28 protein-coding genes are annotated in these 26,013 nt (G+C 71.2%); 12 read left to right on the top strand and 16 right to left on the bottom strand.

From position 1 onward, the window contains the following. Positions 1-222: 222 nt before the first annotated feature. On the bottom strand, positions 223-1,302 hold the full coding sequence (locus ACJX2R_RS07410; protein WP_413099363.1) for a PP2C family protein-serine/threonine phosphatase: 1,080 nt from the start codon (positions 1,300-1,302) through the stop codon (positions 223-225). A gap of 357 nt (positions 1,303-1,659) precedes the next feature. Further along, positions 1,660-2,229: a TetR/AcrR family transcriptional regulator gene (locus ACJX2R_RS07405; RefSeq protein ID WP_413099362.1), complete on the bottom strand. Its 570-nt coding sequence runs from the start codon at positions 2,227-2,229 to the stop codon at positions 1,660-1,662. Between the two features lie 95 nt (positions 2,230-2,324). Here ACJX2R_RS07405 and ACJX2R_RS07400 point away from each other — a divergent pair, with 95 nt between their 5' ends. The 10 genes from ACJX2R_RS07400 (at position 2,325) to ACJX2R_RS07355 (ending at position 10,691) form a co-directional block, all read left to right on the top strand. Then, the gene (locus ACJX2R_RS07400) at positions 2,325-3,161 is read left to right on the top strand and encodes an SDR family oxidoreductase (protein ID WP_413099361.1); all 837 of its coding nucleotides are present in this window, start codon (positions 2,325-2,327) and stop codon (positions 3,159-3,161) included. Between the two features lie 105 nt (positions 3,162-3,266). Then, complete coding sequence (locus ACJX2R_RS07395; protein ID WP_413099360.1) at positions 3,267-3,998, top strand: SDR family NAD(P)-dependent oxidoreductase; 732 nt, start codon at positions 3,267-3,269, stop codon at positions 3,996-3,998. Between the two features lie 42 nt (positions 3,999-4,040). Then, complete coding sequence (locus ACJX2R_RS07390) at positions 4,041-4,679, top strand: SDR family NAD(P)-dependent oxidoreductase (protein WP_413099359.1); 639 nt, start codon at positions 4,041-4,043, stop codon at positions 4,677-4,679. A 42-nt stretch (positions 4,680-4,721) separates the two neighbouring features. Then, the gene (locus ACJX2R_RS07385; RefSeq protein WP_413099358.1) at positions 4,722-5,579 is read left to right on the top strand and encodes an NAD-dependent epimerase/dehydratase family protein; all 858 of its coding nucleotides are present in this window, start codon (positions 4,722-4,724) and stop codon (positions 5,577-5,579) included. A gap of 49 nt (positions 5,580-5,628) precedes the next feature. After that, positions 5,629-6,579 (top strand): LysR family transcriptional regulator, encoded by a 951-nt coding sequence (locus ACJX2R_RS07380; RefSeq protein WP_413099357.1) that lies wholly within the window; start codon positions 5,629-5,631, stop codon positions 6,577-6,579. 361 nt (positions 6,580-6,940) lie between these two features. Further along, positions 6,941-7,765, top strand: coding sequence for a HipA family kinase (locus ACJX2R_RS07375; RefSeq protein ID WP_413099356.1), 825 nt, complete (start codon positions 6,941-6,943; stop codon positions 7,763-7,765). Continuing rightward, positions 7,762-8,157, top strand: a complete 396-nt coding sequence (locus ACJX2R_RS07370; protein ID WP_201854765.1) for a DUF3037 domain-containing protein — start codon at positions 7,762-7,764, stop codon at positions 8,155-8,157. The genes ACJX2R_RS07375 and ACJX2R_RS07370 overlap by 4 nt, the downstream gene beginning before the upstream one ends. A 169-nt stretch (positions 8,158-8,326) precedes the next feature. Beyond that, entirely contained in the window at positions 8,327-9,088 is a 762-nt protein-coding gene (fabG, locus tag ACJX2R_RS07365; protein ID WP_020873750.1) for a 3-oxoacyl-ACP reductase FabG, read from the top strand. 18 nt (positions 9,089-9,106) lie between these two features. Further along, a complete protein-coding gene (locus ACJX2R_RS07360) occupies positions 9,107-9,868 on the top strand; it encodes an SDR family oxidoreductase (protein ID WP_413099355.1) in 762 nt (253 codons plus the stop codon). Positions 9,869-10,010: 142 nt separating this feature from the next. After that, entirely contained in the window at positions 10,011-10,691 is a 681-nt protein-coding gene (locus tag ACJX2R_RS07355) for a uracil-DNA glycosylase (RefSeq protein ID WP_413099354.1), read from the top strand. Between the two features lie 23 nt (positions 10,692-10,714). On the opposite strand, the gene ACJX2R_RS07350 is transcribed toward ACJX2R_RS07355, so the two are convergent. Further along, complete coding sequence (locus ACJX2R_RS07350) at positions 10,715-11,128, bottom strand: DUF3224 domain-containing protein (protein WP_413099353.1); 414 nt, start codon at positions 11,126-11,128, stop codon at positions 10,715-10,717. An 86-nt stretch (positions 11,129-11,214) separates the two neighbouring features. Between ACJX2R_RS07350 and ACJX2R_RS07345 the strand changes: the two genes are divergently transcribed. Continuing rightward, positions 11,215-12,270, top strand: coding sequence for a helix-turn-helix transcriptional regulator (locus tag ACJX2R_RS07345; RefSeq protein ID WP_413099352.1), 1,056 nt, complete (start codon positions 11,215-11,217; stop codon positions 12,268-12,270). Positions 12,271-12,361: 91 nt separating this feature from the next. Then, positions 12,362-12,826 (top strand): hypothetical protein, encoded by a 465-nt coding sequence (locus ACJX2R_RS07340; RefSeq protein ID WP_413099351.1) that lies wholly within the window; start codon positions 12,362-12,364, stop codon positions 12,824-12,826. Positions 12,827-12,864: 38 nt separating this feature from the next. Here ACJX2R_RS07340 and ACJX2R_RS07335 read toward each other — a convergent pair whose 3' ends face one another. From ACJX2R_RS07335 to ACJX2R_RS07275, 13 genes are all read right to left on the bottom strand, one after another. Beyond that, the gene (locus ACJX2R_RS07335) at positions 12,865-13,344 is read right to left on the bottom strand and encodes a MarR family winged helix-turn-helix transcriptional regulator (RefSeq protein WP_413099350.1); all 480 of its coding nucleotides are present in this window, start codon (positions 13,342-13,344) and stop codon (positions 12,865-12,867) included. An 81-nt stretch (positions 13,345-13,425) separates the two neighbouring features. Continuing rightward, positions 13,426-14,262 carry an Asp/Glu racemase gene (locus tag ACJX2R_RS07330; RefSeq protein WP_413099349.1) on the bottom strand — a complete coding sequence of 279 codons (837 nt, stop codon included), beginning with the start codon at positions 14,260-14,262 and terminating at the stop codon, positions 13,426-13,428. Between the two features lie 36 nt (positions 14,263-14,298). Next, positions 14,299-15,150, bottom strand: coding sequence for an alpha/beta fold hydrolase (locus ACJX2R_RS07325; RefSeq protein WP_413099348.1), 852 nt, complete (start codon positions 15,148-15,150; stop codon positions 14,299-14,301). Then, entirely contained in the window at positions 15,147-15,854 is a 708-nt protein-coding gene (locus ACJX2R_RS07320; protein ID WP_413099347.1) for an isochorismatase family protein, read from the bottom strand. Before ACJX2R_RS07320 ends, ACJX2R_RS07325 begins: the two co-directional genes overlap by 4 nt. Beyond that, positions 15,851-16,492, bottom strand: coding sequence for an SRPBCC family protein (locus ACJX2R_RS07315; protein WP_413099346.1), 642 nt, complete (start codon positions 16,490-16,492; stop codon positions 15,851-15,853). Before ACJX2R_RS07315 ends, ACJX2R_RS07320 begins: the two co-directional genes overlap by 4 nt. After that, positions 16,483-17,022 (bottom strand): (2Fe-2S)-binding protein, encoded by a 540-nt coding sequence (locus ACJX2R_RS07310; RefSeq protein WP_413099345.1) that lies wholly within the window; start codon positions 17,020-17,022, stop codon positions 16,483-16,485. Before ACJX2R_RS07310 ends, ACJX2R_RS07315 begins: the two co-directional genes overlap by 10 nt. Beyond that, entirely contained in the window at positions 17,019-19,391 is a 2,373-nt protein-coding gene (locus ACJX2R_RS07305) for a xanthine dehydrogenase family protein molybdopterin-binding subunit (RefSeq protein WP_413099344.1), read from the bottom strand. The genes ACJX2R_RS07310 and ACJX2R_RS07305 overlap by 4 nt, the downstream gene beginning before the upstream one ends. Continuing rightward, positions 19,388-20,236, bottom strand: a complete 849-nt coding sequence (locus ACJX2R_RS07300; RefSeq protein WP_413099343.1) for an FAD binding domain-containing protein — start codon at positions 20,234-20,236, stop codon at positions 19,388-19,390. Before ACJX2R_RS07300 ends, ACJX2R_RS07305 begins: the two co-directional genes overlap by 4 nt. A 72-nt stretch (positions 20,237-20,308) precedes the next feature. Then, positions 20,309-21,712: an MFS transporter gene (locus ACJX2R_RS07295; RefSeq protein WP_413099342.1), complete on the bottom strand. Its 1,404-nt coding sequence runs from the start codon at positions 21,710-21,712 to the stop codon at positions 20,309-20,311. A 120-nt stretch (positions 21,713-21,832) separates the two neighbouring features. Beyond that, on the bottom strand, positions 21,833-23,104 hold the full coding sequence (locus tag ACJX2R_RS07290; protein WP_413099341.1) for an FAD-dependent oxidoreductase: 1,272 nt from the start codon (positions 23,102-23,104) through the stop codon (positions 21,833-21,835). 31 nt (positions 23,105-23,135) lie between these two features. Continuing rightward, positions 23,136-24,167: a hypothetical protein gene (locus ACJX2R_RS07285; RefSeq protein ID WP_262700315.1), complete on the bottom strand. Its 1,032-nt coding sequence runs from the start codon at positions 24,165-24,167 to the stop codon at positions 23,136-23,138. A 597-nt stretch (positions 24,168-24,764) separates the two neighbouring features. Beyond that, positions 24,765-25,271, bottom strand: a complete 507-nt coding sequence (locus ACJX2R_RS07280) for a DinB family protein (protein ID WP_413099340.1) — start codon at positions 25,269-25,271, stop codon at positions 24,765-24,767. Positions 25,272-25,312: 41 nt separating this feature from the next. Continuing rightward, positions 25,313-25,966, bottom strand: a complete 654-nt coding sequence (locus tag ACJX2R_RS07275) for a TetR/AcrR family transcriptional regulator (RefSeq protein WP_413099339.1) — start codon at positions 25,964-25,966, stop codon at positions 25,313-25,315. Between the last annotated feature and the right edge of the window lie 47 nt (positions 25,967-26,013).

The raw sequence follows: 26,013 nt of genomic DNA, 5'->3' as shown, positions 1-26,013 counted from the left end.
GTACGGGTGACCCACCGCCCGGCGTCCTCGCCCACTGGTACTCGCAAGCGTGCCGCCACCCCACCCGTCACCACCGCTGGCCCGTTTCCCCTTACTGGATCCAATCCGCCTCACCTGGCGTTCGGCCAGATGTTATCCAGATGCCACGGAGCTCGAACACAGTGCCATGGCGATCGGAGGGCGCACGGTGTCCCGCTCCGCGGTGCGGGCCGGTGCCTCCCCTCAGCGGACCGGTGTGAGGGCCAGGATCGCCATGTCGTCGTGTCGCCGGCCCCCGGTCCAGTCGGTGACATCGGCAACGAGCGTGTCCACCACCTCCGACGCCGTGCGGAAATCCCGGTCGGCCAGCCTCGTGCGGGGTTCGTAGTAGGTCCCGTGCCGGTCGCGCGCCTCGGTGACACCATCGGTCACCAGCAGCAGATAGTCCCCCCGGTGGAAGGGGAAGGTGTCACAGCCGGACTCGCCGACGCCCTCCGGCATCCCCAGCCCCAGGGGAAGCCCCGGAGCGGACGGCTCCAGCGCCGTCACCCGGCCCCCGCTGATCAGATACGGCGGCGGATGACCGCGGTGGTGCAACCGCACCCGCCCCTCCTCCTCGCTGACCTCGACCAGTACGGCGGTGGCAAACCGCTCCAGCGCGTCCGGCTGGTCGCCGACATCCGCCGCGAACCGGGCCAGGGCCCGCTCCATGTACTCGGCCAGCTCCCACAACGTCGCGGCCTGCTCCGCCGCCTCACGGAAGGCGCTGGTCGCCACGGCCATGGTGGACACGGCGGGCAGCCCCTTGCCCCGTACGTCCCCGATCAGCGCCCGCACCCCGAACGGCGAACCGTGCACCGCGTAGAAGTCCCCGCCGATCAGCGCTTCCGCGTGCGCACACTCATAGCGGGTGGCCACCGACACCGTCCCCACCCGCGCGGGCGGCGGTGGCAGGACCGCCCGCTGCGCCACCTCGGCCACGGCGCGCACCGCCGCGAAGCGCCGCCCCTGACGCCGGACCACCCACTTCAGCCACAGCGCGATCGCGCTGATCACCGCCACGTCCAGCAGGTTCACCACGAGCGCCGTCAGCGGGCGGTTCACCAGCACGTCCACACACACCGCCAGCACACACGCGGCGACCGCGGTGACCACCGCACCCCGGAACGTCAGCACCATGCAGGCCGCGAGCGGACCGGCGGACAGCAGGGGCAACCCGGCGTAGGGCACCGGCCCGAAGACGTCCAGCACCACACCGCCGATCAGCAGCAGCACCGGGACCACGGCAAGCAGCCGGGCCCAGCCGCCGCGCGTCCTCTCCACCGACCCGCCCCCCACCCCGCCCCCGCGCGCACCGGCTCCTCGGCCGGCCGCCCTCGCCTCGTCCGCCATCCGCACTCTCCCGCTCCGTGTCCGGCCCGCGGCGGTGAGAGAGTGTTCTCCCGCCCATACCGCCATACCCGATGGCAGGGCCGGAGTGCGGCCCCACGCCGCATCACCCCCGATCGGTGGCGGATGGAGGCGACCGGACTGCTCAAGCTGGTCATGTCGATCGGAGACCGGGTATCGGCGCTTGAATCTCGCGCGGTCACGGGCTGCGGACGGCCAGTAGCCGGACCAGGCGGTGGTCATTTCGGGGTGCATCGGCCGAGTGGGGTGCTTAGCTCATTTACGCAGACGTCAGTGCTGCCCGAGCAGGGCTTTGGTGACCGCGGTGACCGCGGTGACCACGGCGGTGCGATGTTCCAGAAGGCGTTGGTCACTGTCCTCGTCGTGAGGGTTACGGATCTTCGCTTCGGTCGTGTTCCAGCTCATGGCCATGCCCAGCACGATCATCATGACGTCCGTGGCGAGTGCCATCTCGACGCCGTAATGCTCGGCAACAGCCGCGGCCTTGGACACGTGGGCCTCGACCTCGCCCGCGGAAGCCTCGGGGGTCTCCAACATCTTCCACTGGTTCAGACGCTGTACTCCGGGATCGGCGACCAAGGCGTCGAAGAGGGCGCCGGCATAGCCGGGCAGGTCGTCCGGCGTGAAGGGGGCGGCGTCCGCCAGGATGCGCAGCCGGTCGGCCATGACCGCGTCGAAGAGGGCTTCCTTGGAGCCGAAGTGGTGGTAGGCGGCTTGTTTGTTGACCGAGGCGGCCTCGGCGATCCGGGCGACCCGGGCGCCGGCCATGCCAACCCGTAGGAACTCGTCGTAGGCGGCGGTCAGGAGTCGGGCGCGTGTAGCGGCGGGGTCGTAGGCCATGCCCCGATTCTATTTCAACCGTCCGTTTGACATCGCCATCGGATGCCCGTACGTTCAAAGAGTCAACCAACCGGTTGAAATAGAAGGGCGATATCATGACATTGAAGACATGGATGATCACGGGAGCCACCGCGGGGATAGGCCGCGCCGTCACCGAGCAGCTCCTCGCCGCGGGGCACCGGGTGGCCGCTACGGCACGGCGGCCGGAAGCCCTGGCGGACCTGGCGCAGAAGTACCCGGACCTGCTGTGGACCGCGGCGCTGGATGTAACCGACACCGCGGCGCTGCGCACCGTTGTGGAGCGCTTGTTCCGGGAGGTCGGGCCGGTGGATGTGGTGTTCTCCAATGCCGGGCGGGGTTCGGTCGGTGCGGCGGAGGAGCTGTCGGACGAGATCATTGCGGCGCAGATCGCGCTGAACATGAGCGCGCCGATCCAGCTGCTGCGTGCTGTGCTTCCCCACCTGCGGGCCCAGGGCGGGGGCCGGTTCATCCAGACCTCGACCATGGGCGCGCACATCTCCACCCCGGGGGCCGGCATGTATCACGCCTCGAAGTGGGGCGTGGAGGGCTTCTTCGAGTCCGTGCTCCCTGAGGTCGCCCCCTTCGGCGTCCAGATCACCATGGTCGAGCCCGGCGTCATCCGCACCACGTTCGGCGCCAATCTCGACATCGCGCCGGGGATGCCCGAGTACGCCGACGGCCCGGCCGGGCAGATCCGCAGCTACCTCGAAACCGTGGACAACGTCACCGCCGAGGCGCCCGGCGACCCTCACAAGGTCGCTTCAGCGATCATCGCCTCTGCCGACTCGACTCCAGCGCCGCGCCGCCTTGCTCTCGGCAGTGACGCCTACACCGCCATGCGCACCGCCCTGAGCGACCGCATCGCCGAGCTCGACGCCGGCAAGGCGATCGCCGCTTCCACCGACTTCTGACACCACCCGGCCCAGCCTCCCGGCCATCGCTGCGACAGCTTCTGCCCAGGCACGCCCAAAACCGGGCCGTCCTGCCTCACCAACAGCACGAAAAGGAAAACAGCCATGTCCAAGGTTCTTGCCATCTTCGGTGCCGGCTCCGGCCTCGGCACCGCCCTCGCCCGCCGCTTCGGCAAGGAGGACTTCCGTATCGCGCTGGTCGCCCGGAACGCGGCGCGCCTGCAAGCCATGGCCGACGAACTGGCCGCCGAGGGCATTGACGCCACCGCCTTCCCCGCCGACCTGTCGAACCCGGCCAACGCCGCCGGGGTGGTCCAGGCCATCAAGCACCGCTACGACCGCATCGACGTCGTGTCCTACCAGCCCCTTCCCGGCGGCACCGCCTTTGTCCCCGCCACCGAGCTGGACGCCGAACGCCTGGCCCACTGGGTGAACCTGTTCCTGCTCACCCCCGTCGAGATCGCCCACACCGTCCTGCCCGAGATGACCGCCCGGGGCGCAGGCGGCTTCATGGTCACCGGCGGCTTCACCGCGGCCGACCCCCAACCCTTCATCAGCGGCATCGGCCCGGCCATGTCCGGCATCCGCAACTTCATCCACTCTCTCCACGGCGAGGTCGCCGACGCCGGCGTCTATGCCGGAGTCGTCACCCTGTCCGCGCTCATCAAGCACAGCGAGGCGTACAACGCCGTCTCACCCGAGCAGCTCGCCGAGATCACCGGCGGCACCACCGGCATGCACGTCATCGACCCCGCCGACCTCGCCGAGACCTACTGGCGGCTGTACACCGACCGCACCCAGATCGAGTACCGCTTCCCCGCACCGGCTCCGAAGTAGCCCCTCCGCCGGCACCCCACCGACGACAAACCAGAGAAAGACATGACTGACCTCACCGGCAAAACCGCCTTGATCACCGGCTCCGCCCGGGGCATCGGCAAGGCCATCGCACTGCGCTACGCGCAACTCGGCGCCAACATCGTGCTCAACTACGCGTCCAGCACCGCGAACGGCGAACAGGCGCTCAAAGAGGTCCACGAACACGCGGGACAGGCGATCGCGGTCCAGGCCGACATCTCCAAGGCCACCGAAGTGGACCGCCTCTTCACAGAGGCCAAGGAGCGCTTCGGCTCCCTCGACATCGTCGTGGCCAACGCCGGTCTGGAACTTCTCGGAGTCCCGATCGCCGAGCTCAGCGACGAGCAGATCGACAGCATGTTCAACGTCAACGCCAAGGGCGCGATCCTGACGATGCAGCGGGCCGCCCAACACCTCGCCGACCACGGGCGGATCCTGTACATCGCCTCGACCGCCATCGCCCACCCCGTACCGGGGGCTGCGTCCGCCGGTACTGAGCAGGCTCATGGTCTGTGGCGTTCCCGACGGTCTGGGGCCGGTCGCGGACCGTGTTGCGGTGCCGGTAGGTCTGTTCGGCGATTTCGGCACTGGACTGATGCCGAGGCGGCATCACAGCGAGCGGAACAGGTCTTGGACGCCGCCGCCCGTCCGGCCGCACGGTGAAAGCGATCCCGAACAGCGTTTCTCCACGAGAGGAAGTACGTCATGAAGGTCTTCGTCACCGGCGGTTCAGGCTATATCGGCAAGGCCGTGATCAGCGCGCTGCTGCGGCACGGCCATACCGTGCGCGCGCTGGCCCGCAGCGAACGCGCCGCCCACACGGTCGAGGCGCTGGGGGCGGCCCCGGTCCGCGGCGGTCTCTCCGACCTGGGCGTACTCAACGAGGCGGCGGCGCATGCCGAGGCCGTCATCCATCTCGCGCAGGCCGAGAAGGGTGAGGAGGACTCCGCCGCGGCCACCGCCATGCAGGACGGCATCGGCGCCGGCACCTACGTCCACACCGGCGGCACCTGGGTCTACGGCGACACCGACGGGCTCGTGGACGAGGACGCCCCCTGGAACCCACCCGCCCTGGTCGCCTGGCGTCGCCCCGTCGAGGACGCCGTCCTGGCCCGCGCCGCCCGCGGCGGCCGACCGGTTATCGTCCGACCCGGCCTCCTCTACGGCGGCGAGAACCGGCTCATCGATGTCTTCTTCACCCAGCCCGGCAGGCAGGCGGGAGCGATCGCCTACATCGGCGACGGCGCGCAGCACTGGGCCCTGGTCCACGTCGACGACCTGGCCGAACTGTACGTCGCGGCGCTGCGCGCCAGGGCCGGCTCCGTATACGCGGGCGTCGGCGGGGTGAACCCGACGGCCAAGGAGGTGGCCCAGGCCGTCAGCCACGGCATCGGCCTGGGCGGGAAGACCGTGTCCCTCACGTTGGAGCAGGCGCGCGCGGACATGGGGCTCATTGCCGACGCCTTCGCCCTCGACCAGCGGCTCACCCCGGCACGCGCCCGCGCCGAACTGGGCTGGGTCCCCGCGCACACCGACCCGCTCGCCGTCTTCGCCCGGGGGTGACCGGCGCGGCGCCGGGAAAGGTGCGGTACGAAGGAGGAGACGGGGACGGATGACGACGGGATGCGGCACCGATATGGACGTCGATCTGCGGAAGCTGCGCTACTTCGTGGCGGTCGCCGAGGAACTGCACTTCGGCCGCGCCGCCGAGCGGCTGCACATCGCCCAGCCGGCCCTGTCGCGGCAGGTACGCGCCCTGGAGGACGACCTGGGCGTGCGGCTCCTGCGGCGCGACCGGCGGGCCACGGCCCTGACCCCCGCCGGGGCCAGGCTCCTGGACGAGGCGGGGCCGCTGCTCGCGGCGTCGCAGGCCATGGTGCGCCGGGTCGCCGCCGCGGCCGCGGACACCCCGGTGTTCACCATCGGCTTCATGCCCGGCATCACTGTCACCCCCGCGGTCCGCGCTCTCAAGGCCCGCCACCCCGGGCTCAGCGTCCGCCTCCTGCGCACCAGCTGGGACGACCAGGTGGCCGTTCTGCGCGACGGCCGGGCCGACGTCAGCATCGTCCGCCTGCCCATCGACCAGAGTGGCCTGCGAGTACAGCCGCTGTTCACCGAGCCACGCGTCGCCGTCGTCCCCGCGGACCATCCACTGGCCGCGAGGTCCGCGATCACGGTCGACGGCCTCGCCGACGATCACCTTCTCCAGGACCCGGACGCCGTGCCGGAGTGGCGCGATGTGGCGCGCGAGCTGCGCACCGGCGAGCGCGCCGAAGTCCCGCCCATCCACAGCGTCGAGGAGAAGCTCGAACTGGTCGCGGCGGGGGCGGGCATCTGCGTCCTGCCGCTCTCCACCGCCACCTTCTACACCCGCCCCGATGTCATGGTGCTCCCCGTAGATGACCTTGGCCCCAACCGCGTCTGCCTGGCCTGGCCCGCCACCCACCGCTCCCCACTCATCCACGACTTCACCGCCCTGGCGGACCGCCTGGCCCCGCCGGACCACCACGCCATCGAGGACCAGGCCGAGCGCGCCGACCGGAACTTGCGCCGTTCCGGGTGATCGCCTCACGGATGCCCGGGGCCCTCGCGGTGCTGCGCCGGGTCACCGACCCGGGCGGCACCACCTCGTTCGACGAAGTCCGCCGAGAACGCCACGCCGGCCTCCGCGGACGAGGTCCGAAGACGCAGGACGACCAGGAGCGGAAGACGCGGCTCGAGGCCGTGGCAATGGGCGGCGGCGCAGGACGGCTTCCATGCGCTGCGGCACTCCTACGCCTCGATCACGCTGGAGGCATGGGGACCGACATGCCGACCGAAACTCCCCAGATTCTCCCCAGGCTTATCGGAGCGGATTCGCCGGCTTGTGGGTGCCTGGAGAAAATCGTGGATTGCAAGGTCAGTAAGTCGGATAGCCTGGGAAAATGTTGACCGAAGTCACCGCGATCCGGTATGTCACGCCCTTGCGTGAGGGCGGATCGCTGCCGGGCATCGTCGAGGCCGACGATCTGGGCACCTACGTCATGAAGTTCACCGGCGCCGGGCAGGGCCGCAAGACCCTCGTCGCCGAGGTCGTCTGCGGTCAGCTGGGCCGCCGGCTGGGGCTGCGGGTGCCGGATCTGGTGCGGATCCAGCTGGACCCGGTGATCGGTCTGAGTGAACCGGACCAGGAGGTGCAGGAGCTGCTCAAGGCCAGTGGCGGGCTCAACCTCGGCATGGACTACCTCCCCGGGTCGCTCGGCTTCGATCCGCTCGCCTTCGAAGTGGGCGCGGAGGAGGCCGGGCGGGTCGTGTGGTTCGACGCGCTCATCGGCAATGTGGACCGCTCCTGGCGCAACCCCAACATGCTGGTCTGGCACGGGCGGCTGTGGCTCATCGACCACGGCGCCACGATGATCTGGCACCACGGCTGGCGCGGGCTGGACAAGGCCGCCGCCAAGCCGTACGACGCCTCCGACCACGTCCTCGCGCCGTTCGCGCCGGACATCGCCGCGGCCGGCCGGGCCCTGGCGCCGCGGATCACCGAGGAACTGCTCACCGAGGTGGTGGCGGACGTCCCCGACGAATGGCTGACCGACGAGCCGGGCTTCGACGGCCCGGACGCGGTACGCCGCGCCTATGTCGAGGTGCTGCTGGAGCGGGCGGCCACGGTGGGGCAGAGGATCACGCTCGGGGAGCGCGCCGGTGAGGGGCCGTCCAAGGCCCCCGAGTGGCTGCGGGTGTGGGTCGACGGAAAGGCGCCGCGGTGAGCGGGTTCCACAACGGGCGGGATGTCTTCGAATACGCCGTGCTGCGGGTCGTCCCCCGGGTCGAGCGGGGTGAGCGGATCAACGCGGGTGTGGTCGTCTACTGCCGCGCCACCTCCTTCGTGGCGGCCCGGATCCATCTGGACGAGGACCGGCTGCGCGCCCTGGACCCCTCGGCGGACGTGCCCGCGGTACGGGCCGCGCTGCGCGCGGTCGAGTGTGTCTGCGGCGGAGGGGAACGGGCCGGTCAGGCGGCCGGGGAGGACGCGGGACGGCGCTTCCGCTGGCTCGTGGCGCCGCGCTCCACGGTCGTCCAGCCGGGGCCGGTGCACACGGGTCTGACGGCGGACGCGGAGGCGGAGGTCGAGCGGTTGCTCGACCTGCTGGTGCGGTGACGCACCGGCTCAAAGCACGCGGAGGTGAGCGAGTACATAGCGAGTACATAGGGGTGGTCGTTGACAGGCGGTGGCGGGCCTCATAGCGTCTCGTGCGCAGGAGAGACTAAGCGGTTGCTCACTCCCGGGGCCGGGACGGTGAGCCGCCATCGATGCGAGGAGAACCCGCATGTCCACCACTGAGCAGCGCGTTGCCATCGTGACGGGCGCGGCCCGCGGCATCGGCGCGGCGACCGCCGTGCGCCTGGCCGAGGAGGGCCGCGTCGTCGCCGTGCTCGACCTCGACGAGGGGGCCTGTGCGGCCACCGTGGAGAAGATCACCGAGGCGGGCGGCAAGGCCATCGCCGTGGGCTGCGATGTGTCGGACGCCGAGCAGGTCGAGGCCGCCGTCGCGCGTGTCGCCGAGGAGCTCGGCGCGCCGACGATCCTGGTCAACAACGCGGGTGTGCTCCGCGACAATCTGCTGTTCAAGATGAGCGAGTCCGACTGGGACACCGTGCTGAACGTGCATCTGCGGGGCGCGTTCCTGATGTCGCGCGCCTGCCAGAAGCACATGGTGGACGCGGGCTTCGGCCGGATCGTCAACCTCTCCAGCAGCTCGGCGCTGGGCAACCGCGGCCAGGTCAACTACTCCGCGGCCAAGGCCGGTATGCAGGGCTTCACCAAGACCCTCGCCATCGAGCTCGGCAAGTTCGGCGTCACCGCCAACGCCGTGGCGCCCGGCTTCATCGCCACCGACATGACCGCCGCGACCGCCGAACGCGTCGGCATGGGCTTCGAGGACTTCCAGAAGGCGGCCGCGAGCCAGATCCCGGTACAGCGCGTCGGGGAGCCCGCCGACATCGCCAACGCGATCGCCTTCTTCACGGGTGAGGCGGCCGGTTTCGTCTCCGGCCAGGTCATGTACGTGGCCGGCGGCCCGCTCAACTGATCAGGAGTCACGCACCACATGACCGCGCAGATACAGGACAGCGGCAGGGCCGCGCTCATCACCGGGGCGAGCCGGGGGATCGGCTACGCCATCGCCAAGGCGATGGTGGCCCGTGGTGACAAGGTGTGCGTCACCGGGCGCAACGAGGACGCGCTCAAGGAGGCCGTGGAGCGGCTGGGGGCCGACCGTGCGATCTACGTCGCCGGGAAGGCCCATGACCAGGCGCACCAGGCGGTCGCCGTCGAGCGGACGATGGAGGCGTTCGGCCGGGTCGACCACCTGGTGAACAACGCCGGCACCAACCCGGTCTACTCGCCCATCGCCGATCTCGGCCTCGATGTGCTCCGTAAGGTCTTCGAGACCAATGTCGTCTCGGCACTGGGCTTCGCCCAGCGGACCTGGAAGGCCTGGCAGCAGGAGAACGGCGGCACCATCGTCAACATCGCCTCGCTCGCCGGGATGTCGTCCTCGCCGTTCATCGCGGCGTACGGCGTCAGCAAGGCCGCCATGATCAACCTCACGGTGCAGCTCGCCCAGGAGTTCGCCCCGCGGGTGCGGGTCAACGCCATCTCCCCGGCGGTGGTGAAGACCAAGTTCGCCACCGCCCTGTACGAGGGGCGGGAGGACGAGGCCGCGGCGGCCTACCCGCTGAAGCGGCTCGGCGTGCCGGAGGACATCGGGGGCGCGGCCGCGTTCCTCACCTCCGACCAGTCGGCGTGGATCACCGGGCAGACGCTCGTGGTGGACGGCGGCATCCTCCTGGGCGCCGGGCTCGGCTGACGACCGGCGCCCGGTCCGGGGCCGCGCCGCCCCGGTCCGGCCCCGCGCCGCTGAAGCGGCCCGGGCGCGTATGAGGCGTTGTCAGTGACCACCGGTAGGTTCTGTGCCGGTAAGACGGAAACACCGACCGGAGGTTGAAGACGTGCCCTATGTGCTGCCCGAGTCCTGGCGCGGGGTCCTCGGCGAGGAGCTGGAGAAGCCCTATTTCAAGGAGCTCACCGAGTTCGTCGAGGAGGAGCGGGCCAAGGGGCCGGTGTACCCGCCGCGCGAGGAGGTGTTCGCCGCCCTGGAGGCCACGCCGTTCGACCAGGTGAAGGTGCTTGTCCTCGGGCAGGACCCGTACCACGGCGAGGGCCAGGGCCACGGTCTGTGCTTCTCGGTGCGGCCGGGCGTCAAAACCCCGCCGTCGCTGCGGAACATCTTCAAGGAGATGAAGGACGAGCTCGGCCACCCGGTGCCCGACAACGGCTATCTGATGCCCTGGGCCGAGCAGGGCGTGCTGCTGCTCAACGCGGTGCTGACGGTCCGGGGCGGCGAGGCCAACTCCCACAAGAGCAAGGGGTGGGAGAAGTTCACCGACGCGGTGATCCGCGCGGTGGCCTCGCGCCCCGATCCGGCCGTCTTCGTGCTCTGGGGGAACTACGCCCAGAAGAAGCTGCCGCTCATCGACGCGTCGCGGCACGCGGTGGTGAAGGGGGCGCACCCGTCCCCGCTGTCGGCGAAGAAGTTCTTCGGGTCGCGCCCCTTCACCCAGATCGACGAGGCGGTCAAGGCCCAGGGCCACACCCCGATCGACTGGCGGATCCCGGACCTTAGCGCCTGACCGGATCTCGGCGCCTGACCGGGCTAGAGCGCGTAGTCGAAGCTGTAGGGGATCTCGGACTCCCCCTGGACGGCGGAGAAGGTGCCCGATCCGGTGAGCCCGGTCAGCTCGCCGGTGCCGGATCCGGGCACCACCTCGAAGGTGCAGCGGACGGTGGCGTCCTCGCCCCAGCTGCCGTGCTGCACCACGACGAAGCTGCCCGCGCGCCCGTCCAGGGTGCCGGTCAGCAGCTCGTAGCCGCAGCAGACGCCGGTCTTGTCGGACAGATAGGTGATGGCGTACTGACAGCTGGTCCGCGGTGCCTCGATGCCGCCCGAGAAGGCGTTCGTGACCACGGCCCGGGCCAGCTTGGCGCCGCTCTCGGCGCCCTCGGTCTCATCGAGGACGCTCTCCTGCCAGTCGGCGTAGGTGAAGTGGCCGGTGGTGTGCGTGGTCATGGTGGATCCTTTCCGGGGCCGGGATCGGCTGCGAAAGCCACTCTGGCCGCCGTACCTGACATCTTCTGTCAGGTACGGCGGCCACAATGGACCGCATGCGCGCCGACCGCCTTCTCTCACTGCTCCTGCTGTTGCAGAACCGGGGCCGGATGACCGCGCCCGAGCTCGCCGCCGAGCTGGAGGTCTCGGTGCGCACCGTCTACCGCGATGTGGAGGCGCTGAGCGCCTCCGGGGTGCCGGTCTACGCCGACCGGGGCCCGGCCGGGGGCTTTCGGCTGCTCGACGGCTACCGCACCCGGCTGACCGGGCTCACCGGTGACGAGGCCGACTCGCTCTTCCTCGCCGGGATGCCCGGCCCGGCCGCCGAGCTGGGGCTGGGCGCCGACCTCACCACGGCCCAGCTCAAGCTGCGGGCCGCGCTCCCGGCCGAGCTGGGGGAGCGGTCCCGGCGGATCCAGGAGCGCTTCCACCTCGACGCGCCGGGCTGGTTCCGGGACGCCGAGCCGGTGCCCCATCTGGCGGCGGCCGCCGAGGCCGTATGGGAGCGGCGCGTCCTGCGGGTGCACTACCGCCGCTGGCGCGGCGAGGTGCGGCGCGAGCTGTGCCCGCTGGGCCTCGTCCTCAAGGGCGGCATCTGGTACCTGGCGGCGAGGGTCGAGGATTCCGTACGCAGCTACCGGGTGTCGCGGATCCTCGACGCCGAGGTGCTGGCGGAGGTCTTCGAGCGGCCCGCCGGATTCGACCTCGCCGCCTCCTGGGCGGAGTCGTCCCGCCGACTGGAGTCCATGCGCTTCCAGAGCGAGGCCGAACTTCTGCTCTCCGAGCGCGGGGTGAAGCTGCTCCCGATGCAGTTCGGGGCGGTGGGCGCGGAGGCGGTGGCCATGGCGGGCCCACCCGACGACCAGGGGCGACGGCGTGTCGTCCTCCCCGTGGAGTCGCTTCCGGTCGCGGTCCACGACATGCTGCGGCTGGGCACCGACGCCGAGGTGCTGGGCCCGCCCGAGCTGCGGTCGGCCGTCGCCCGCGCCGTCGCCGAGCTGGCCCGCCGCTACGGCGCGCCGGACGATACCCCAGATACCCCTAATACCCCAGATGCCCCGCCGCGCCACGACACGCCGAGCGGCGCGGGCGCGAGCGGCTAGGGTCTGTCGTCAAGGGGGGCGCCCGGCCGCGAGCGGGGCGCCCCCCTTTGACCGACAGGCCCTGGCGTCGTCCGAAAGACGGGAGGCGGCGATGGCGGAAGCGCGGCAGCAGGCGCCGGAGGGCGATGCCGTACTGACCCGGATCGGGCAGGCGGTCATGCTGCACCGGGGCGGCGACCGGGAGGAGGCGCGCAATCGCCTCGCCGCGCTGTGGCGGGAGATCGAACGGGACGGCGCCCCGTTCCACCGCTGCGCCCTCGCCCACTATCTGGCCGACACCCAGGACGACCCGCTCGACGAGCTGATCTGGGACCTGCGGGCGCTCGCCGCCGCCGACGGACTCACCGGGGCCCTGGCGCCGCGGGCGTTCCTGCCCTCCCTCCACCTCAATGTGGCCGCGGGCCACCTGAAGCTGGGCCAGCAGGAGGCGGCCCGGGGTCAGCTGGCACGGGCACGCGAGGCCGCCGGCGCGCTCGGCGAGGATCCGTACGGCGACGGGGTGCGGGCGGCCATCCTGCGGCTGACGCTGGTCCTGGAGGGCGCCGTCGAGGACTGAAGGCCAGGGGAAGGCGCCGTCGAGGACTGAAGGTCCGGCTAAGCCGCCTCCGCCAGCCCCTCCCAGCGGTCGGCGAGCGCCCTCAGCTCGACGACGAACCGTTCGCGCTCCGCCTCGTCGAAGGACTCCAGGAGGATCTTGTCGAGCCTGCGCGCCCGGTGGTTCGCCTCCTGAAGGGCCTCTTTGCCCGCGTCGGTCAGGTAGAGCAGTTTGCGGCGGCCGTCGGCGGCCGCGGTCTTCCGGGCGAGCAGACCACGGTTCTCCAGCCGACGGGCCACATCGGCCATGGTGGAGGTGTCCAGGGCGACGGCGGCGGCCATGGAACGCTGGTCCTGGCCGGGATGGGCTTCCACGGTCTGGAGCACCGCGAACTGAGGGCCGGTGAGGACTGGGTCCACCTCCCGTGCCCACACGGCGAGATACGCCTGGTAGAGACGGCGGACCTGATAGCCGGGCGCGGCTGTCAGGGCAGTGGGGGCCTCCGGCCCGGTTTGGGCGGGCGGGGTGGGATCAGTCATAGAACCTACTTAAGCACGCACGGTTGACGCCGAGGGACAGCGGGGCGGAGGCCGGCGCACCCTTCGGCCCCGGCCGCGGCCTCACCGACCGGTACCGAGGTGGATCGGTCCCGTACCGCCGGCACCGCTGCCGGCCGTCGTTCCGGCGCCGCTCCCGGCAGGGCTGGGGAGCTGGCCGCCGAGCAGGCTTCCGGCGCCGGGCACGACGGGCGGCAGCCCGAGCTCCGTCAGGATGCGGAACGCGGTGGAGGTGGCCGCCGACAGCACGGGCAGCCCCGCCTCGTCCTCGACGGGCTGGATCGACGCCAGCGACGGCATCTGCACGCAGGCCGACAGCACCAGCGCGTCGGCCCCGCTCAGGTTCAGGCGGCGCCAGTGGCCGCGCAGATCGGCGGGGTCCAGACGGGCCACCGCCAGATTGTCCGGGACCTCGAGGCTGAGCGCGTCGACCACCTCGATCCCGGCGTCCTCGATGTAGTCGACCACCTTGGCGGTGAGCTCCTTCATATACGGCGTGATGATCGCGACCCGGCGGGCACCGACCGCCTCGACGCCGCTGAGCAGGGCCCCGGCGCTGGAGACCACGGGCGCCCGGGAGCCCTCGGCCCGCAGCGCGGAGGTGATGTCGGCCTCCGCCACACAGTGGTGTCCCGGCCCCTGCGCCATGATGGCAACCAGGCAGGCGGTGGCGACGACGTCGGGCCGCGCGTCGGCCAGTTCGAGGGCGGCCCGCTCGGTCTGCGCGTTCATATCGCGCAGCTCCTCCGGGGTGACGTGCTTCATCCGCATCCGGCTGGTGTGGAACACGAAGCGGTCGTCGGGCGCGATGGACTCCCGCGCGTTGAGCATCCGGGGGAGCTCGGTCTCCATCGTCAGGTTGGAGCTGGGCACGATCAGCCCGATGTGATGGTCTGTCATGGGGTCGGTCCTCCGAAGCGGGGCAGTGGGCACCGGTCAGGCGGCCGGGGAGAGGATGGCCCGCAGCGCCTCGCGGAGCGTCGCGGTGGCGATTGCCGGGGCGTCCCAGAAGATCATGTGGCCGGCGCCGGGGATCTTGCGCAGTGGCGCCGACGGATTGCTCTTGGTGGCCTCCCGCGCCCCTTCCGCCGTCACGACGGGACTGTCGGCCCCGTAGAGCAGATGGGCCGGTCCTGGCACCCGGGGCCACCAGTCGAAGAAGTCCTCGTGTTCGAAGCCGTGGTGGGTGGCCACGATGGCCTCCTCGGCGCAACTGGACAGCCAGCGGGCCCGCAGTTCCTGTTCCCGCCGCGGCCAGGTGGGCCAGGAGGCGGCCACCTCGTCGGCGTCCGTTCCGCGCCGGGCCTCGGTGAGTTGCCGCAGGAACACCTCCCGGGGGGTGGGGTAGGGGCCGCGGCCCGGGCCGCTCATCGGCGGATCGGCCAGCACGGTGCCGCGCAGGGACACCTTGGCGCGCACCGCGACGGCCGCCGCGATCCGCGCGCCCATCGAGTGGCCGAGGAGCAGCGGACGGTCGAGGCCGAGGTGGGTGATCAGGGCTTCGGTGTCCTCGGCGTACTCCTCCAGTCCGTAGCCGTCGCCCTCGTCGGACAGACCCCGGCCGCGTACGTCCAGCACCACCGGCCTGACCAGGTCGGTCAGTTCGCGTGCCACGAAGTCCATGGTGACCGCGGGACTGGTGATACCGGGCAGGACGACCAGCGGCGGCAGGTCGCCTCCGTAGTCGAGGGCGTGCAGCCGTACCTCTCCGGAGCGGGCCCACCGGCTCGTGGCCGGCACATCGGCCAGATCGGCGAGCGCGCTCTGCTGGACCGAACGCCGTGTCATGTGCTGTCTCCTCGTCGATGGGAACGCCGGGCCGCGTCAGGCGCCGCCGGGGCGGGAACGGAGGTGAGGTAGCCGACGGCGTCCTCGAGGGTGACGACGTCGCCGTACTTGGCCTGGATGTCGAAGAGCGCCGCGTCCGCCGGCCCCTGGGCCCGGTCGCCCACGCAGGCGCGGGGCACCAGCACCGGGAAGCCCGACTGGACGGCGTCGACCACGGTGGCCCGCACACAGCCGCTCGTGGTGGCGCCGCACACCACGACGGTGTCGCGGTCCAGGCCGGTCAGGGTGGCGGCGAGACTCGTGCCGAAGAAGGCCGAGGCCCCCTTCTTCACCACCAGCTGATCGTGTTCCGGCCGCATGGGCAGCCGCGGGTCGATGGCCACGGCATCGCTGCCCTCGACCAGGGCGCGCATGCCGGGAGCCTTGCGCAGCCAGGCGACCGCGTCACCGGAAGCCTCGGCCTCGGTGTAGGCGATCGCGGTGAAGATCACCGGCACATCCGCGGGCCGGGCCGCCTCGATCAGGCGCGTGGTGGCGGCCACGACCTCGGAGAGGTCGGCACCCGAGGGGTACGAGTCCTCGGTGAAACCCCGGGTCAGGTCCACCACGACGATCGCCGGACGGCTGCCGCGCCGCACCGCGGCACCGAAGCCGGCCCGCTGGTAGGTGCGGTTGGTGGTGAGGCCGTACAGTCCGCCGCTCATCGGCGCCTCCCCAGCAGCCAGCCGGGAACGAACCCGAGCAGGAACGCGGCCGCGACCGGGCCGTACTTCTTCAGCAGCGGGCCCGCGATCAGCACCATCCCGTTGAGCTCACCGGGCGCCTCGGCGGGAGTGCCGGCCGCGGGAGCGGACGCGGCGGGCGCCGCGCCGGAGGCGGGGGGCGCTTCCGCGCCGTCCTGCTGGAGGAGGAGGTTGCCGAGGTTCTGGGCGAACTGCTGGAGGATCTTGTCGGACACGGCCCCGATGGCTCCCTTGCCGAACTGGGCGATCTTGCCCCGGATCACCAGGTCGGTGGAGAGGTTCAGCTGGGCGCCGTCCTCGGCCGGGACGACCTCCAGGGAGACCTCGGCCTCGGCGTCGCCGCTGCCGTGGGTGTCGGCGCCGCGGGCGTGGACACGCAGCCTCCGCTTCTCGGCGTCGACCTCCAGGAAGCGCACGGTGCCGGCATAGGCGGCCGTGATCGGACCCACCTTGATCTTGACCGCGCCACGCCAGGCATCGCCGTCACGGCCTTCGAGAGCGGCGCCCGGCATACAGGACGCCACCCTTTGGACGTCGCCGAGCAGCGCGAACACCGCGTCGGGCTCGGCTTTGACGGAGACGGTATTGATCAGTTGCATGAGTCCTCCTCGGCGCCCATGGCCCGCTGGGAGCGCCGGGCGGTCGCGCAGGCGTCGATCGCCTCGACGATGGTCTGGTAGCCGGTGCACCGGCACAGGTTCGCGGCGACGACCTCCCGGATCTCCTCCTTGGTCGCCTCCGGCCGCTCCGCGAGGAAGCCCTGGGCCAGCATCAGGAAGCCGGGGGTGCAGAAGCCGCACTGCAAGCCGTGGTGGGCGGTGAAGGCCCGCTGGAGATCGCTGAGGTCGCCGGTGCCGGAGTCGGCGAGGGATTCGACGGTGGTGATCCGCGCTCCCTCCGCCTGGGCGGCGAACATCAGACAGGCCCGGACCGGGAGCCCGTCCACGAGCACGGTGCAGGCGCCGCAGATCCCGTGTTCGCAGCCGACGTGGGTGCCGGTCAGCCGCAGATCGTGGCGGAGCACGTCCACCAGGGTGCGGCGCGGCGCCGAGATCACCTCGTGGGACGTTCCGTTGACGTCGAGCGTGATGAGCTGGACGTCGTCGCCCAGGCCGGTGGTGTCGTTCATGGTGTCTGCTCCGGGGTGCGGGGGGTCAGGGCACGGTGGACCGTCTCCGGTGTGATGGGCGTGTTGTCCAGTTCGACGCCGGTGGGCCGCAGTGCGTCGTTGACGGCGTTGAGTACGGCGGCGGGGGCCCCGATGGTGCCGCCCTCGCCGGCGCCCTTGGCGCCCGTCGCGGTGAAGGCGCAAGGGGTCTCCAGATGGTGGATCACCACCTCCGGGATCTCATGGGCGGTGGGCACCTTGTAGTCCATGAAGCTGGTGGCCGACGGCTCGCCCTGGGCGTCGTAGGTGATCTGCTCGAAGAGCGCCCCCGAGATGCCCTGCGCGATACCGCCCCGGCACTGCCCCTCCACCACCTGCGGATTGACGGCGACACCGCAGTCCTCGACGCAGAAGTAGGCGAGGATTTCCACCTGCCCGGTGCCCTCGTGCAGTTCCACCACCACCCCGTGGGTGGCATTGGAGAAGGTGCCGTCGTTGTGGACGTCGAAGACGGCGGTGGCGGTGAGACCGGGGTCGATGTCCTTGGGCAGCAGATGCGACTTGAGGTAGGCGGTGTCGGCCAGGTGCTCGTAGGTGAGTGCGACATCCGGGTCGTCGCGTCGCCTGACCCGACCCCGGTCCAGTTCGGTCTCCTCCGGGGGGATGCCCCACTCGTCGGCGGCGATGGCGCGGAGCTTGTCGCCGAGCTTGCCCGCCGCCAGACGTACGGCACTGCCGCCGACCGCGATCGAGCGGCTGGCGAAGGTGCCCCAGCCGTAGGTGATGCGGTCGGTGTCGCCCTGGTGAAGCTTGACCTTGGCGATGTCGAGGCCGAGCGTATCGGCGACGATCTGCGCCATGGTCGTCTCATGGCTCTGCCCGTGGCTGATGGTGCCGGTGGTGGCGGTGACCGCGCCACTGGTGTCCATGCGGACCTCGGCGAGGTCGAACCCGGGCACGACCTCCATCTTGCGCTGGGCGAAGGCGGCGGAGCCGTAGCCGGTGCGCTCGCTGAAGCAGCTGAAGCCGATCCCGATGTGCCGGCCCTCGGCCGCGGCCGCGGTCTGCCGGTCGTACCAGCCCGCCTCGCGCACCGCCCGCTCGCACCGGTCGAGGGATTCCAGATATGAGCCGGGGTCGTAGGTGATGTTGTTGACGCCGGTGTACGGGAATTCGGTGATGACGTTGCGGCGCCGGATATCCACCGGGTCCAGGCGCAGTTCGCGGGCGGCGCGCTCCATGAGCCGCTCCATGGCCATGACGTAACTCGGGCGGCTCACGCCCCGGTAGGGGGCGGTGGGCGCCTTGTTGGTGGTGATCGCCCGGCCGCGCACCCGGTAGGCGGGGACCTTGTAGACGCCGGGCATCTCGGCGGAGGCCATCAGCGGCTCGATACCGGCGGTGAACGGATAGCAGGAGTAGGCGCCCATGTCGCACACCACGTCCGCGTCGAGGCCGAGGATCCGGCCGTCGGCGTCGAAGGCGGCGCGTGCGGTGTAGTGCTGCTCCCGGGCGAGGAACGAGGCGGACAGGGCGTCCTTGCGGTCCTCGATCCATTTGACGGGCCGGCCGAGCCGCAGCGCGGCCGCCGCGGCGGCGATCTCCTCGCGGCCGACCACGCATTTGAGGCCGAAACCGCCACCCATGTCCGGGACGATCACCCGCACCGCGCGCTCGTCCAGCCGCAGGCAGCGGGAGGCCACGGTCCGCACCTGATGCGGGGTCTGGGTGCAGGTGTGCAGGACGAGCTGCTCGTCCCGGGCGTCCCACTGCGCCACCGCGCCACGCGTCTCCAGCGGCAGGGCGTTCTGCCGGCCGGTTCGCACATCGACGTGGACCACGCAGGGGGCCTGGTCGAAGATCTCGTCGATGCCCTCGGTGGCGAACAGGCCGACGTCGACCAGGGTGTTGTCGGGGGCCTCCGCATGCACCCGCGGAGCGCCGGGGGCGAGGGCCTGTTCCTCGCAGGTGATGGGCGGGAGGGGCGCGTACGTCACCTTGGCGGCCTCCAGGCCGTCCTCGGCGAGGTAGGGGTCGCGGGCGACGACCACGGCGACGGGCTCGCCGACATAGCGGACCCGGTCGCGGGCGAGGACGGGCATGGCGGTCGGCACGAACTCCGAGAGCGGACGGCCGAGTTGGGCGGTGATGTCACCCAGCTCCAGATCGGCGGCGGTGAACGCGGCGACGACCCCCGGGACCTGACGCACCCGGGTCAGATCGATCTCGGTGATCGTCCCATGGGCGACCGTGCTGCGGACGAACTGCGCGTGCAGCATGCCGGGCAGCTCGATGTCGTCGACGAAACGGCCACGTCCGGACAGCAGCCGGGGATCCTCCCGGCGCGCCACCGACCTGCCGACCAGCCGGTCGTCCCTGGCGGACGTCATCGTGACATCGCCTCCTCACAGGCTCGCTCGATCAGATTGCGGATGAGGTGCTTGCGGTAGTCGCCGCTGCCGCCTCCGTCACTCGGCGGATCCACGGCGGAGGCCGCCGCCTCCGCGCAGTCCCGGAACGAGCCGCCGGCCGCCAGCACCGCCTCCGCCTCGGGTACGCGTACCGGCATCGCGGCGACTCCGCCCAGGGCCACCCGGCCGCCGCGGACGTCCTCGCCGTCGGTCGCCAGATCGACCGCGGCGGAGACGATGGCGAAGTCCCCGCGACGCTCGGCGAACTCGGTGAGCGCCGCGCGCGGCGCCGGGCGGGGGAAGACGATCTCCACGAGGATCTCGTCGGGGTCCAGGGCGGTGGTGTAGTAGCCGAAGAAGAACTCACCGGCCGGGATGCGACGCCGCCCGTGCGGACCGTGGGCCACCAACTCGGCGTCGAGCAGCACGGCCAGCAGACACCACTCGGCGGTCGAATCGGCGTGCGCGATACTGCCGCCCACGGTGCCGCGGGTCCGGATCGGCAGATGGCCGATCCAGCGCATGGCGTCGCGGATGACCCCGAAACCCGCCCCGAGCCGTTCCGCGGGCGCGGTCTCCACCGTGTGATGGGTGGTGAGCGCCCCGATGTGCAGCCCGCCGTCGGCCCCGACCCCGAGATGGTCGAGTTCGCGCAGGCCGGCGATGTCGACCAGATGCCCCGGGCGGGCCAGCCGGAAGTTCATCATCGCGACCAGGCTCTGGCCGCCGGCGATGACCTTGGCCTCGTCGGAGAGTTCGGCCAGGAGTGCCGTGGCGCCCTCGACGTCGCGCGCTCGGTGGTACTGGAAGGGAGCGGGCTTCATGTTTCTCCTGTCGTTTTCGAAGGCCGCCCGGGCGGTCCGGTCCCGGGCGGCCCAGGTGGGGCGGGCTGCCCCTCAGCGCACCGGCTGACCGACGGCCGGTTCCGGGGACGCGGGGGCGGGCACCGCGGTCGGGTCGTCCTCGTCGAGGTCGCGTCCCTTTGTCTCGGGCGCCGCGAACGCCGTCCAGACGACGGCCCCCAGGACGGCCGCGGCCAGTACCCCGAAGGTCAGCGGCAACCCCAGCAGCGGCCACATCACCGAGCCGAACAGCATCGGGGCGAAGCCGGTGAGCGCCCGGCTGAACGAGGACGCCCAGCCGAAACCGCTGGCCCGCAGCGTTGTCGGGTACAGCTCGGAGGCGTAGGCGTACATGGCGGGGATGGTCAGCTGCATCAGGAAGCCGAAGACGGCGATGGCCACGATGGAACCCGTCGGCATCCGCATCACCAGCGCGAACACCACCAGTGCGAGCGAGGCGACCGGGGCCGAGACCCCTATGAGCCACTTCCGGCCGACCGCGTCCACCAGCACCGTGGACGTCAGGACGCCGACGATGCCGACCGCGCTCATCAGCGTGGTGCTCATGAAGGCGGCCGTGTCGCCGAGGCCCTCCTCCTTGAGGATGGACGGCAGCCAGCTCAGGGCCGCGTAGTACACCAGCATGACGGTGGCGAACAGCAGCCAGGCGGCGGAGGTGATGCGCGGGCTGAACTTCCAGACCGCGCGCAGCTGTTCGAGCGCGGCGCGGGGGCCGTTCCCGCCGGCCTCGGGCACCGGGGCGGGAATGACGTACGGCTCGACGGGCGCACCCGTACGGGCGACCAGATCGTCGATGACGGCCCGCGCCTCGGCCTCCCGGCCCTTCTTGCTGAGGTAGACGGGCGACTCCGGCACCCCCCTCCGCACCCAGAACAGCAGCAGCGCCGGAACGCTCATCACGCTGAGCATCCACCGCCAGTTGCCTTCGAGGGACAGCATGGCCGTCGAGACCAGACCGCACAGGGTCACGCCGATCGGCCACCAGGCGTCCAGCGCGGTCAGTACGCGTCCGCGGTACTTCGTCGGGGAGAACTCCGCCACCAGGGCGTAGTCGACGGGAACACAACCGCCCAGTCCGACACCCGCGATGAAGCGCAGGGCGAGGAAGATCCCGTAGTTCGGGGCCAGGGCGCCGGCCACCGAGAACAGCGCGAAGATCAGCAAGGTGACGCTGAAGGACTTCTTGCGCCCGATGCGGTCGGCGATCGCGCCCCAGGTCACCGCGCCCACGGCCATGCCCACCAGGTTGGCGGTGGCCACCAGACCTCGCTGGGAGAGGGAGAGGTGGAAGTGGTCGCCCAGCAGCGGCATCAGGAAGCCGTTGAGGGCGATGTCATAGGCGTCGAAGAGGTAGCCGAGGCCGCCGATGATGAAGATCCTGCCCTGGACCCCCCATCTCCATGGGAGGTCCTGGACGATTTGGTCGCCTGTTTTCACTGTCGCTCCACGGGGTGTTCGGGGATGTGCCCGCGCGGGGCGACACCGAGGTGGATGAGCGGGAAGTGGCCCCGGAGGGGGCGGGTGATGAACGGGAGGGGAGGGGACGGGAGGGGCCGGTCAGCGGGCGAAGCGGTAGTCGAAGGCGCCCAGGTCCGGGTCGTCGAGCGGGCTGCCGCTCCACAACCAGTGGTAGGAGACGTCGGATTCGCCGTCGAAGCCGCGCCGCAGCAGGGCGTCCCTGGCCTCCTGCTGCGGGCCGTCGGGATAGTGGTAGAAGGTCTTGTTCTGAAGTGAGGCGTCCTGGACCATGCCGGCGTGCTTGGCCCGCCGGTCCACGTAGCGGCGCAGTGCGCCCTCGACGCCGTCGGCGTTGACCCGGCCCAGTTCCTCGGCCAGTACGGCGGCGTCCTCCATGGCCTGGGAGGCCCCCTGGGCCTGGTAGGGCAGCATGGCGTGGCAGGCGTCGCCCAGGAGGGCCGTGCGGCCGTCCATCCAGACCGGGTCGCGCCGGCGGTGGTAGAGGGCGAAGGAGAGCACGTCCTCCTTGGCCTTGGACAGCATCGCCGCCACCCGGTCGTCCCAGCCCTCGTAGGCGTTCACCAGGTCTTCCGCGGTGGCCGAGCCGGTCCACTTCTCGGCGATCTCGTCCGTGCACGGGACGCAGCCGACGACGTTGAGGTACTCGCCGCCACGGATCATGTAGTGGACCAGGTGCCGGTCGGGGCCGTACCAGATGGTGCTCTGGAAGCGGTCCATCAAGAAGCGCGTGGCCGGGTCGGCGGCGATGAGGTCGCCGGGGATGAGGGCCCGGAAGGCCATCTCGCCGGAGAACAGCAGGGTGTCCGGGAGGCCCATGAGGTCACGGACCCGGGACCGGATGCCGTCGGCGCCGATCAGCACATCGGCCTCGAAGCGCCGGCCGTCATCGGTCACGGCCGCGGGGCGGTGGGGGTCGCTCCGGTCCAGTTCGCCGACCCGGCTCGAGGTGTGCAGTGCGACCACCGGGCCGGGGCCGGTCGGGTCGACGCAGGCATCGGTGAGGACACCGTGCAGATCGGCCCGGTGGTAGTGCCAGTACGGCGCGTTGTACTGCTGCTTGCAGTGGTCGCCGAGCTGGGTCAGCCCGATGACGCTGCCGTCCTTCCACCGGCGCCGCACCTGGTCCAGGGGCTCGGTGCGGATGGCCTCCAGCTGCCTGCGCAGCCCCAGCCCGAGCAGGACTCGGCTCGCGTTGGGCGCTGTCTGGATACCCGCGCCTATCTCGCCGAACCGCGGTGCCTGCTCCAGCACGGTCACGTGATGCCCGCGCTGCCGCAGCGACAGCGCGGCGGTCATTCCGCCGAGCCCGCCGCCGACGATGACGACGTCGAGGGATTGGGTGGATGCCATCTTCTCTCCAGATACAGGTGCGGCGGCGGGATCAGTAGTCGACGAGTCGGCCCGCGGTGACGACGTCCTGGTCGTCGACGGAGACCGTGCAGCCGCGCATGGCGATGTCGACGTGCGCGTACGACTCGCGCTCGAGTACGGGGTGGGGTCCGGTGGACCACAGGAAGTTCCCGGCGAACGCCCGCGCGTCCATGCCCATCAGCTCTTCCTTGCCGTACAGGGCGGTGGCGAACCAGTCGGCGGTGCGCATCAGGCCCCAGCCCATATGGGACAGGCTGCGTCCCCATTCGTCGTCCGCGTCGTCGAAGAAGGTGTTCAGCAGGTGGGCCTCGGCGCCACCGGACACCTTCTCGATGTTTCCGCCCGCGATCTCCAGCGTGACCGGCTGACGTACGTACTCCTTGAACGGCAGCAGGATGTCGCCCTCGGAGAGCACGATCCGGCCCTCGGAGAACCGCGGCCAGCACAGGACCATGGTGCTCGGCCAGTGGTCCCAGCGGCCCGGGTCGTCGGCGAAGCCCACCTGGAACTCCGGCTTGGCGCCCGGCAGTTCGACGGTCAGGTCGGTGCCGGCCTCGGAGGTCACCCGCATGACGGATGCGCCCTTCAGCAGGTTGACGCCCTTGAGCACCTCCGCCTTGTCCTCCGGCTTGGGCAGATTGCGGACGAGTACGTCGGGGGCGTCGCACACGAAGAGGATCCGGGTGCCCGTCCGCATGATCTCCTGCTGGAGCGGGGCGTGGATGAACCCCTCCCGGGTGAGGTCCACGACGAGGTCGGCGGCCTTGAGCAGGTCCTGCGCGGCGGTGTCGCCGAGCACCGCGCTCAGGCCGGGACCGGCACCGGTGCGGGTGCTGTCCGAAGGCGACGGGTTGCCGCCGGGGACGGTGGCGGCGATGACATGCGCGCCGCAGGCCTTGGCCGCGCCGAAGGCGGCCGCCACGTAGTCGCCGCGGCTGGTGGGCTCGGACAGGACGACGACGTGCTCATCGGGCTTGAGCTTGCACAGCTTCAGCTCCTGGGTGAACGCGTCGAGCAGGTCAACGGAGGTGAGGTCGAGCATGTCTCGCTCCTGGGGAGGGGGAAGGTGGCAGACGGCGATCGCACGGTCCGGGTAGGCGTAGGGGTATAGATCCAGCCATGCGGCCAGGGGGCTTCATGGGGAGACGCGGGTCTCATGGGCGCCGCCGACGCAATTAATCCGAACGCGTACGATCTGGGTCTGGCAAGGGGTTCGGCCGAACTTTTTTGTGATCAGTCCGCCTCCCGGGGTGGCTGCGGAGGGCGGGACAACCCTGCTGACCTCGTATTTTCCCCAGGTGTCGGCCGTCTTCCCCGACTTCATGAAGATGAACGAAAGATGATTGCGGCTGGCGCGAAGCCTTGCGCCGAGAGTTCGTACGTGCTCGGATGGTTTCTGTTCACATCCGGATCGCGTGTCCTGAGCCGCCTGGCGATGGCTGGTTCTCGGCGGCGCGCCGCCTCCAAGGAGGGCTCCGATGGTCATCCCCCGCGTCCCTCGGCGCACTGCCCATGCGAGAGCCGCAGGGCACCGGCCCTGCGGCTCTCTGGATCCGGGGTCTGGGGCGGAGTCCCAGTCGTGGGAAGGGGCGGGGAGGGGGGCGGCCCGCCGCGGGCGCCAAGATCCGCCGGAAACCGCCTAGTCGCCGGTGGCGCCGTCGATCCGCTCGCGGATGAGGTCGGCGTGGCCGTTGTGGCGGGCGTACTCCTCGATCATGTGCAGATAGATCCAGCGCAGGTTGTAGTCCCCGCGGACGGGACGGCTGACCACGTCGTCCAGGGAACGGCCCGCGGCGGCCTCCTTGGCCTTGGCGATCTCCTCCTGCCAGATGGCGAAGGCGGCCTCCGAGGTGTCCTCGTCGGTGAGGTGGAACTCCCCGTCCGGGTCCTCCTCGCTGTACCAGATCGGCGCTATGTCCTGCTGGGCGAGCACCCGGCGGAACCAGCTCCGCTCGACCTCGGCCATATGCCGTACGAGGCCGAGCAGGGTCAGCCCGGACGGCGGCGCCGACGCCTCGCGCAGCTGCTTGTCGTCCAGTCCCTCGCACTTGAGGGCGAGAGTCGCGCGGTGGAAGTCCAGCCACCCCTCCAGGCTGGTGCGTTCATCGGCGGTCCGGGGCGGGTCGGGGCGTTCTGTGGTTGTCATGGCGGTCATGATGGCGGCGCCGTCACCCGGCCCGCCACGCGTTATTCGTCCAGCATCCCGCGCAGCAGCTCCCCGAACCCGGTGCGCAGCGCCGCGCGGTCGGGTACGGCGTCGTGGTCGGCGCCCGCGGCGCAGCTGAACATCAGCCCCTCGCACCAGGCCACCAGCGACCGCGCGTGCCGCCGGGGCTCGGTGGAGCCCAGCGCCGTCATCATCGCCTCGAGCGGCTCCCGGAAGCCGCGCCCCGTGGCGTCGTAGAACTCCCGCAGCTCGGGGCGGCGGGTCGCCTCCAGCGCGAGCTCGTAGCGGGCGATCAGCAGATCGCGCTGGGTGGTGAGCGAGCGGTGCAGGGCGAGCGCGAGCGCGTCGGCCAGGGCCGCGACCGGATCGGTTCCGTCGGGTGCCGCGCCGGCGGGGCCCGGCATCTCGTCGGGCGCCAGTACCTCCGCCTCCCGCTGGGCCAGCCGCCGGACCGCCGCCTTGAGCAGGGCGGCGCGGGTCCGGGCGTGGTTGGAGGTCGAGCCGAGCGGCAGCCCGGCCGCCTCGTCCACCGCGCGGTGCGTCAGTCCCCGCATTCCGCGCTCGGCCAGCAGCGCCAGCGCGGTGTCGGCGATCAGCTCGGCGCGGGACGCTCCGGAAGCGGGGGCGGACGGGGCGGCGCCGGAAGCGGAGGCGGCGGTTCGATCAGCGGTCATGGGGCCAACCTAAGCCCATCCGCCACTCGCACTACGGATGTAGTAAC

Source organism: Streptomyces sp. Inha503, from assembly GCF_047215865.1.
GTDB classification, from domain to species: domain Bacteria; phylum Actinomycetota; class Actinomycetes; order Streptomycetales; family Streptomycetaceae; genus Streptomyces; species Streptomyces lycopersici.
The sequence above is the reverse complement of the archived record's forward strand: the minus strand, read 5'-3'. Positions and strand labels throughout refer to the sequence as shown.

Coding starts and splice junctions, on each gene's coding strand:
- ACJX2R_RS07405 (WP_413099362.1), bottom strand. CDS start 2,229: ATGGCCTACGACCCCGCCGCTACACGCGCCCGACTCCTGACCGCCGCC.
- ACJX2R_RS07400 (WP_413099361.1), top strand. CDS start 2,325: ATGACATTGAAGACATGGATGATCACGGGAGCCACCGCGGGGATAGGC.
- ACJX2R_RS07395 (WP_413099360.1), top strand. CDS start 3,267: ATGTCCAAGGTTCTTGCCATCTTCGGTGCCGGCTCCGGCCTCGGCACC.
- ACJX2R_RS07390 (WP_413099359.1), top strand. CDS start 4,041: ATGACTGACCTCACCGGCAAAACCGCCTTGATCACCGGCTCCGCCCGG.
- ACJX2R_RS07385 (WP_413099358.1), top strand. CDS start 4,722: ATGAAGGTCTTCGTCACCGGCGGTTCAGGCTATATCGGCAAGGCCGTG.
- ACJX2R_RS07380 (WP_413099357.1), top strand. CDS start 5,629: ATGACGACGGGATGCGGCACCGATATGGACGTCGATCTGCGGAAGCTG.
- ACJX2R_RS07375 (WP_413099356.1), top strand. CDS start 6,941: ATGTTGACCGAAGTCACCGCGATCCGGTATGTCACGCCCTTGCGTGAG.
- fabG (WP_020873750.1), top strand. CDS start 8,327: ATGTCCACCACTGAGCAGCGCGTTGCCATCGTGACGGGCGCGGCCCGC.
- ACJX2R_RS07360 (WP_413099355.1), top strand. CDS start 9,107: ATGACCGCGCAGATACAGGACAGCGGCAGGGCCGCGCTCATCACCGGG.
- ACJX2R_RS07350 (WP_413099353.1), bottom strand. CDS start 11,128: ATGACCACGCACACCACCGGCCACTTCACCTACGCCGACTGGCAGGAG.
- ACJX2R_RS07345 (WP_413099352.1), top strand. CDS start 11,215: ATGGACCGCATGCGCGCCGACCGCCTTCTCTCACTGCTCCTGCTGTTG.
- ACJX2R_RS07340 (WP_413099351.1), top strand. CDS start 12,362: ATGGCGGAAGCGCGGCAGCAGGCGCCGGAGGGCGATGCCGTACTGACC.
- ACJX2R_RS07335 (WP_413099350.1), bottom strand. CDS start 13,344: ATGACTGATCCCACCCCGCCCGCCCAAACCGGGCCGGAGGCCCCCACT.
- ACJX2R_RS07330 (WP_413099349.1), bottom strand. CDS start 14,262: ATGACAGACCATCACATCGGGCTGATCGTGCCCAGCTCCAACCTGACG.
- ACJX2R_RS07325 (WP_413099348.1), bottom strand. CDS start 15,150: ATGACACGGCGTTCGGTCCAGCAGAGCGCGCTCGCCGATCTGGCCGAT.
- ACJX2R_RS07320 (WP_413099347.1), bottom strand. CDS start 15,854: ATGAGCGGCGGACTGTACGGCCTCACCACCAACCGCACCTACCAGCGG.
- ACJX2R_RS07315 (WP_413099346.1), bottom strand. CDS start 16,492: ATGCAACTGATCAATACCGTCTCCGTCAAAGCCGAGCCCGACGCGGTG.
- ACJX2R_RS07310 (WP_413099345.1), bottom strand. CDS start 17,022: ATGAACGACACCACCGGCCTGGGCGACGACGTCCAGCTCATCACGCTC.
- ACJX2R_RS07305 (WP_413099344.1), bottom strand. CDS start 19,391: ATGACGTCCGCCAGGGACGACCGGCTGGTCGGCAGGTCGGTGGCGCGC.
- ACJX2R_RS07300 (WP_413099343.1), bottom strand. CDS start 20,236: ATGAAGCCCGCTCCCTTCCAGTACCACCGAGCGCGCGACGTCGAGGGC.
- ACJX2R_RS07290 (WP_413099341.1), bottom strand. CDS start 23,104: ATGGCATCCACCCAATCCCTCGACGTCGTCATCGTCGGCGGCGGGCTC.
- ACJX2R_RS07285 (WP_262700315.1), bottom strand. CDS start 24,167: ATGCTCGACCTCACCTCCGTTGACCTGCTCGACGCGTTCACCCAGGAG.
- ACJX2R_RS07280 (WP_413099340.1), bottom strand. CDS start 25,271: ATGACAACCACAGAACGCCCCGACCCGCCCCGGACCGCCGATGAACGC.
- ACJX2R_RS07275 (WP_413099339.1), bottom strand. CDS start 25,966: ATGACCGCTGATCGAACCGCCGCCTCCGCTTCCGGCGCCGCCCCGTCC.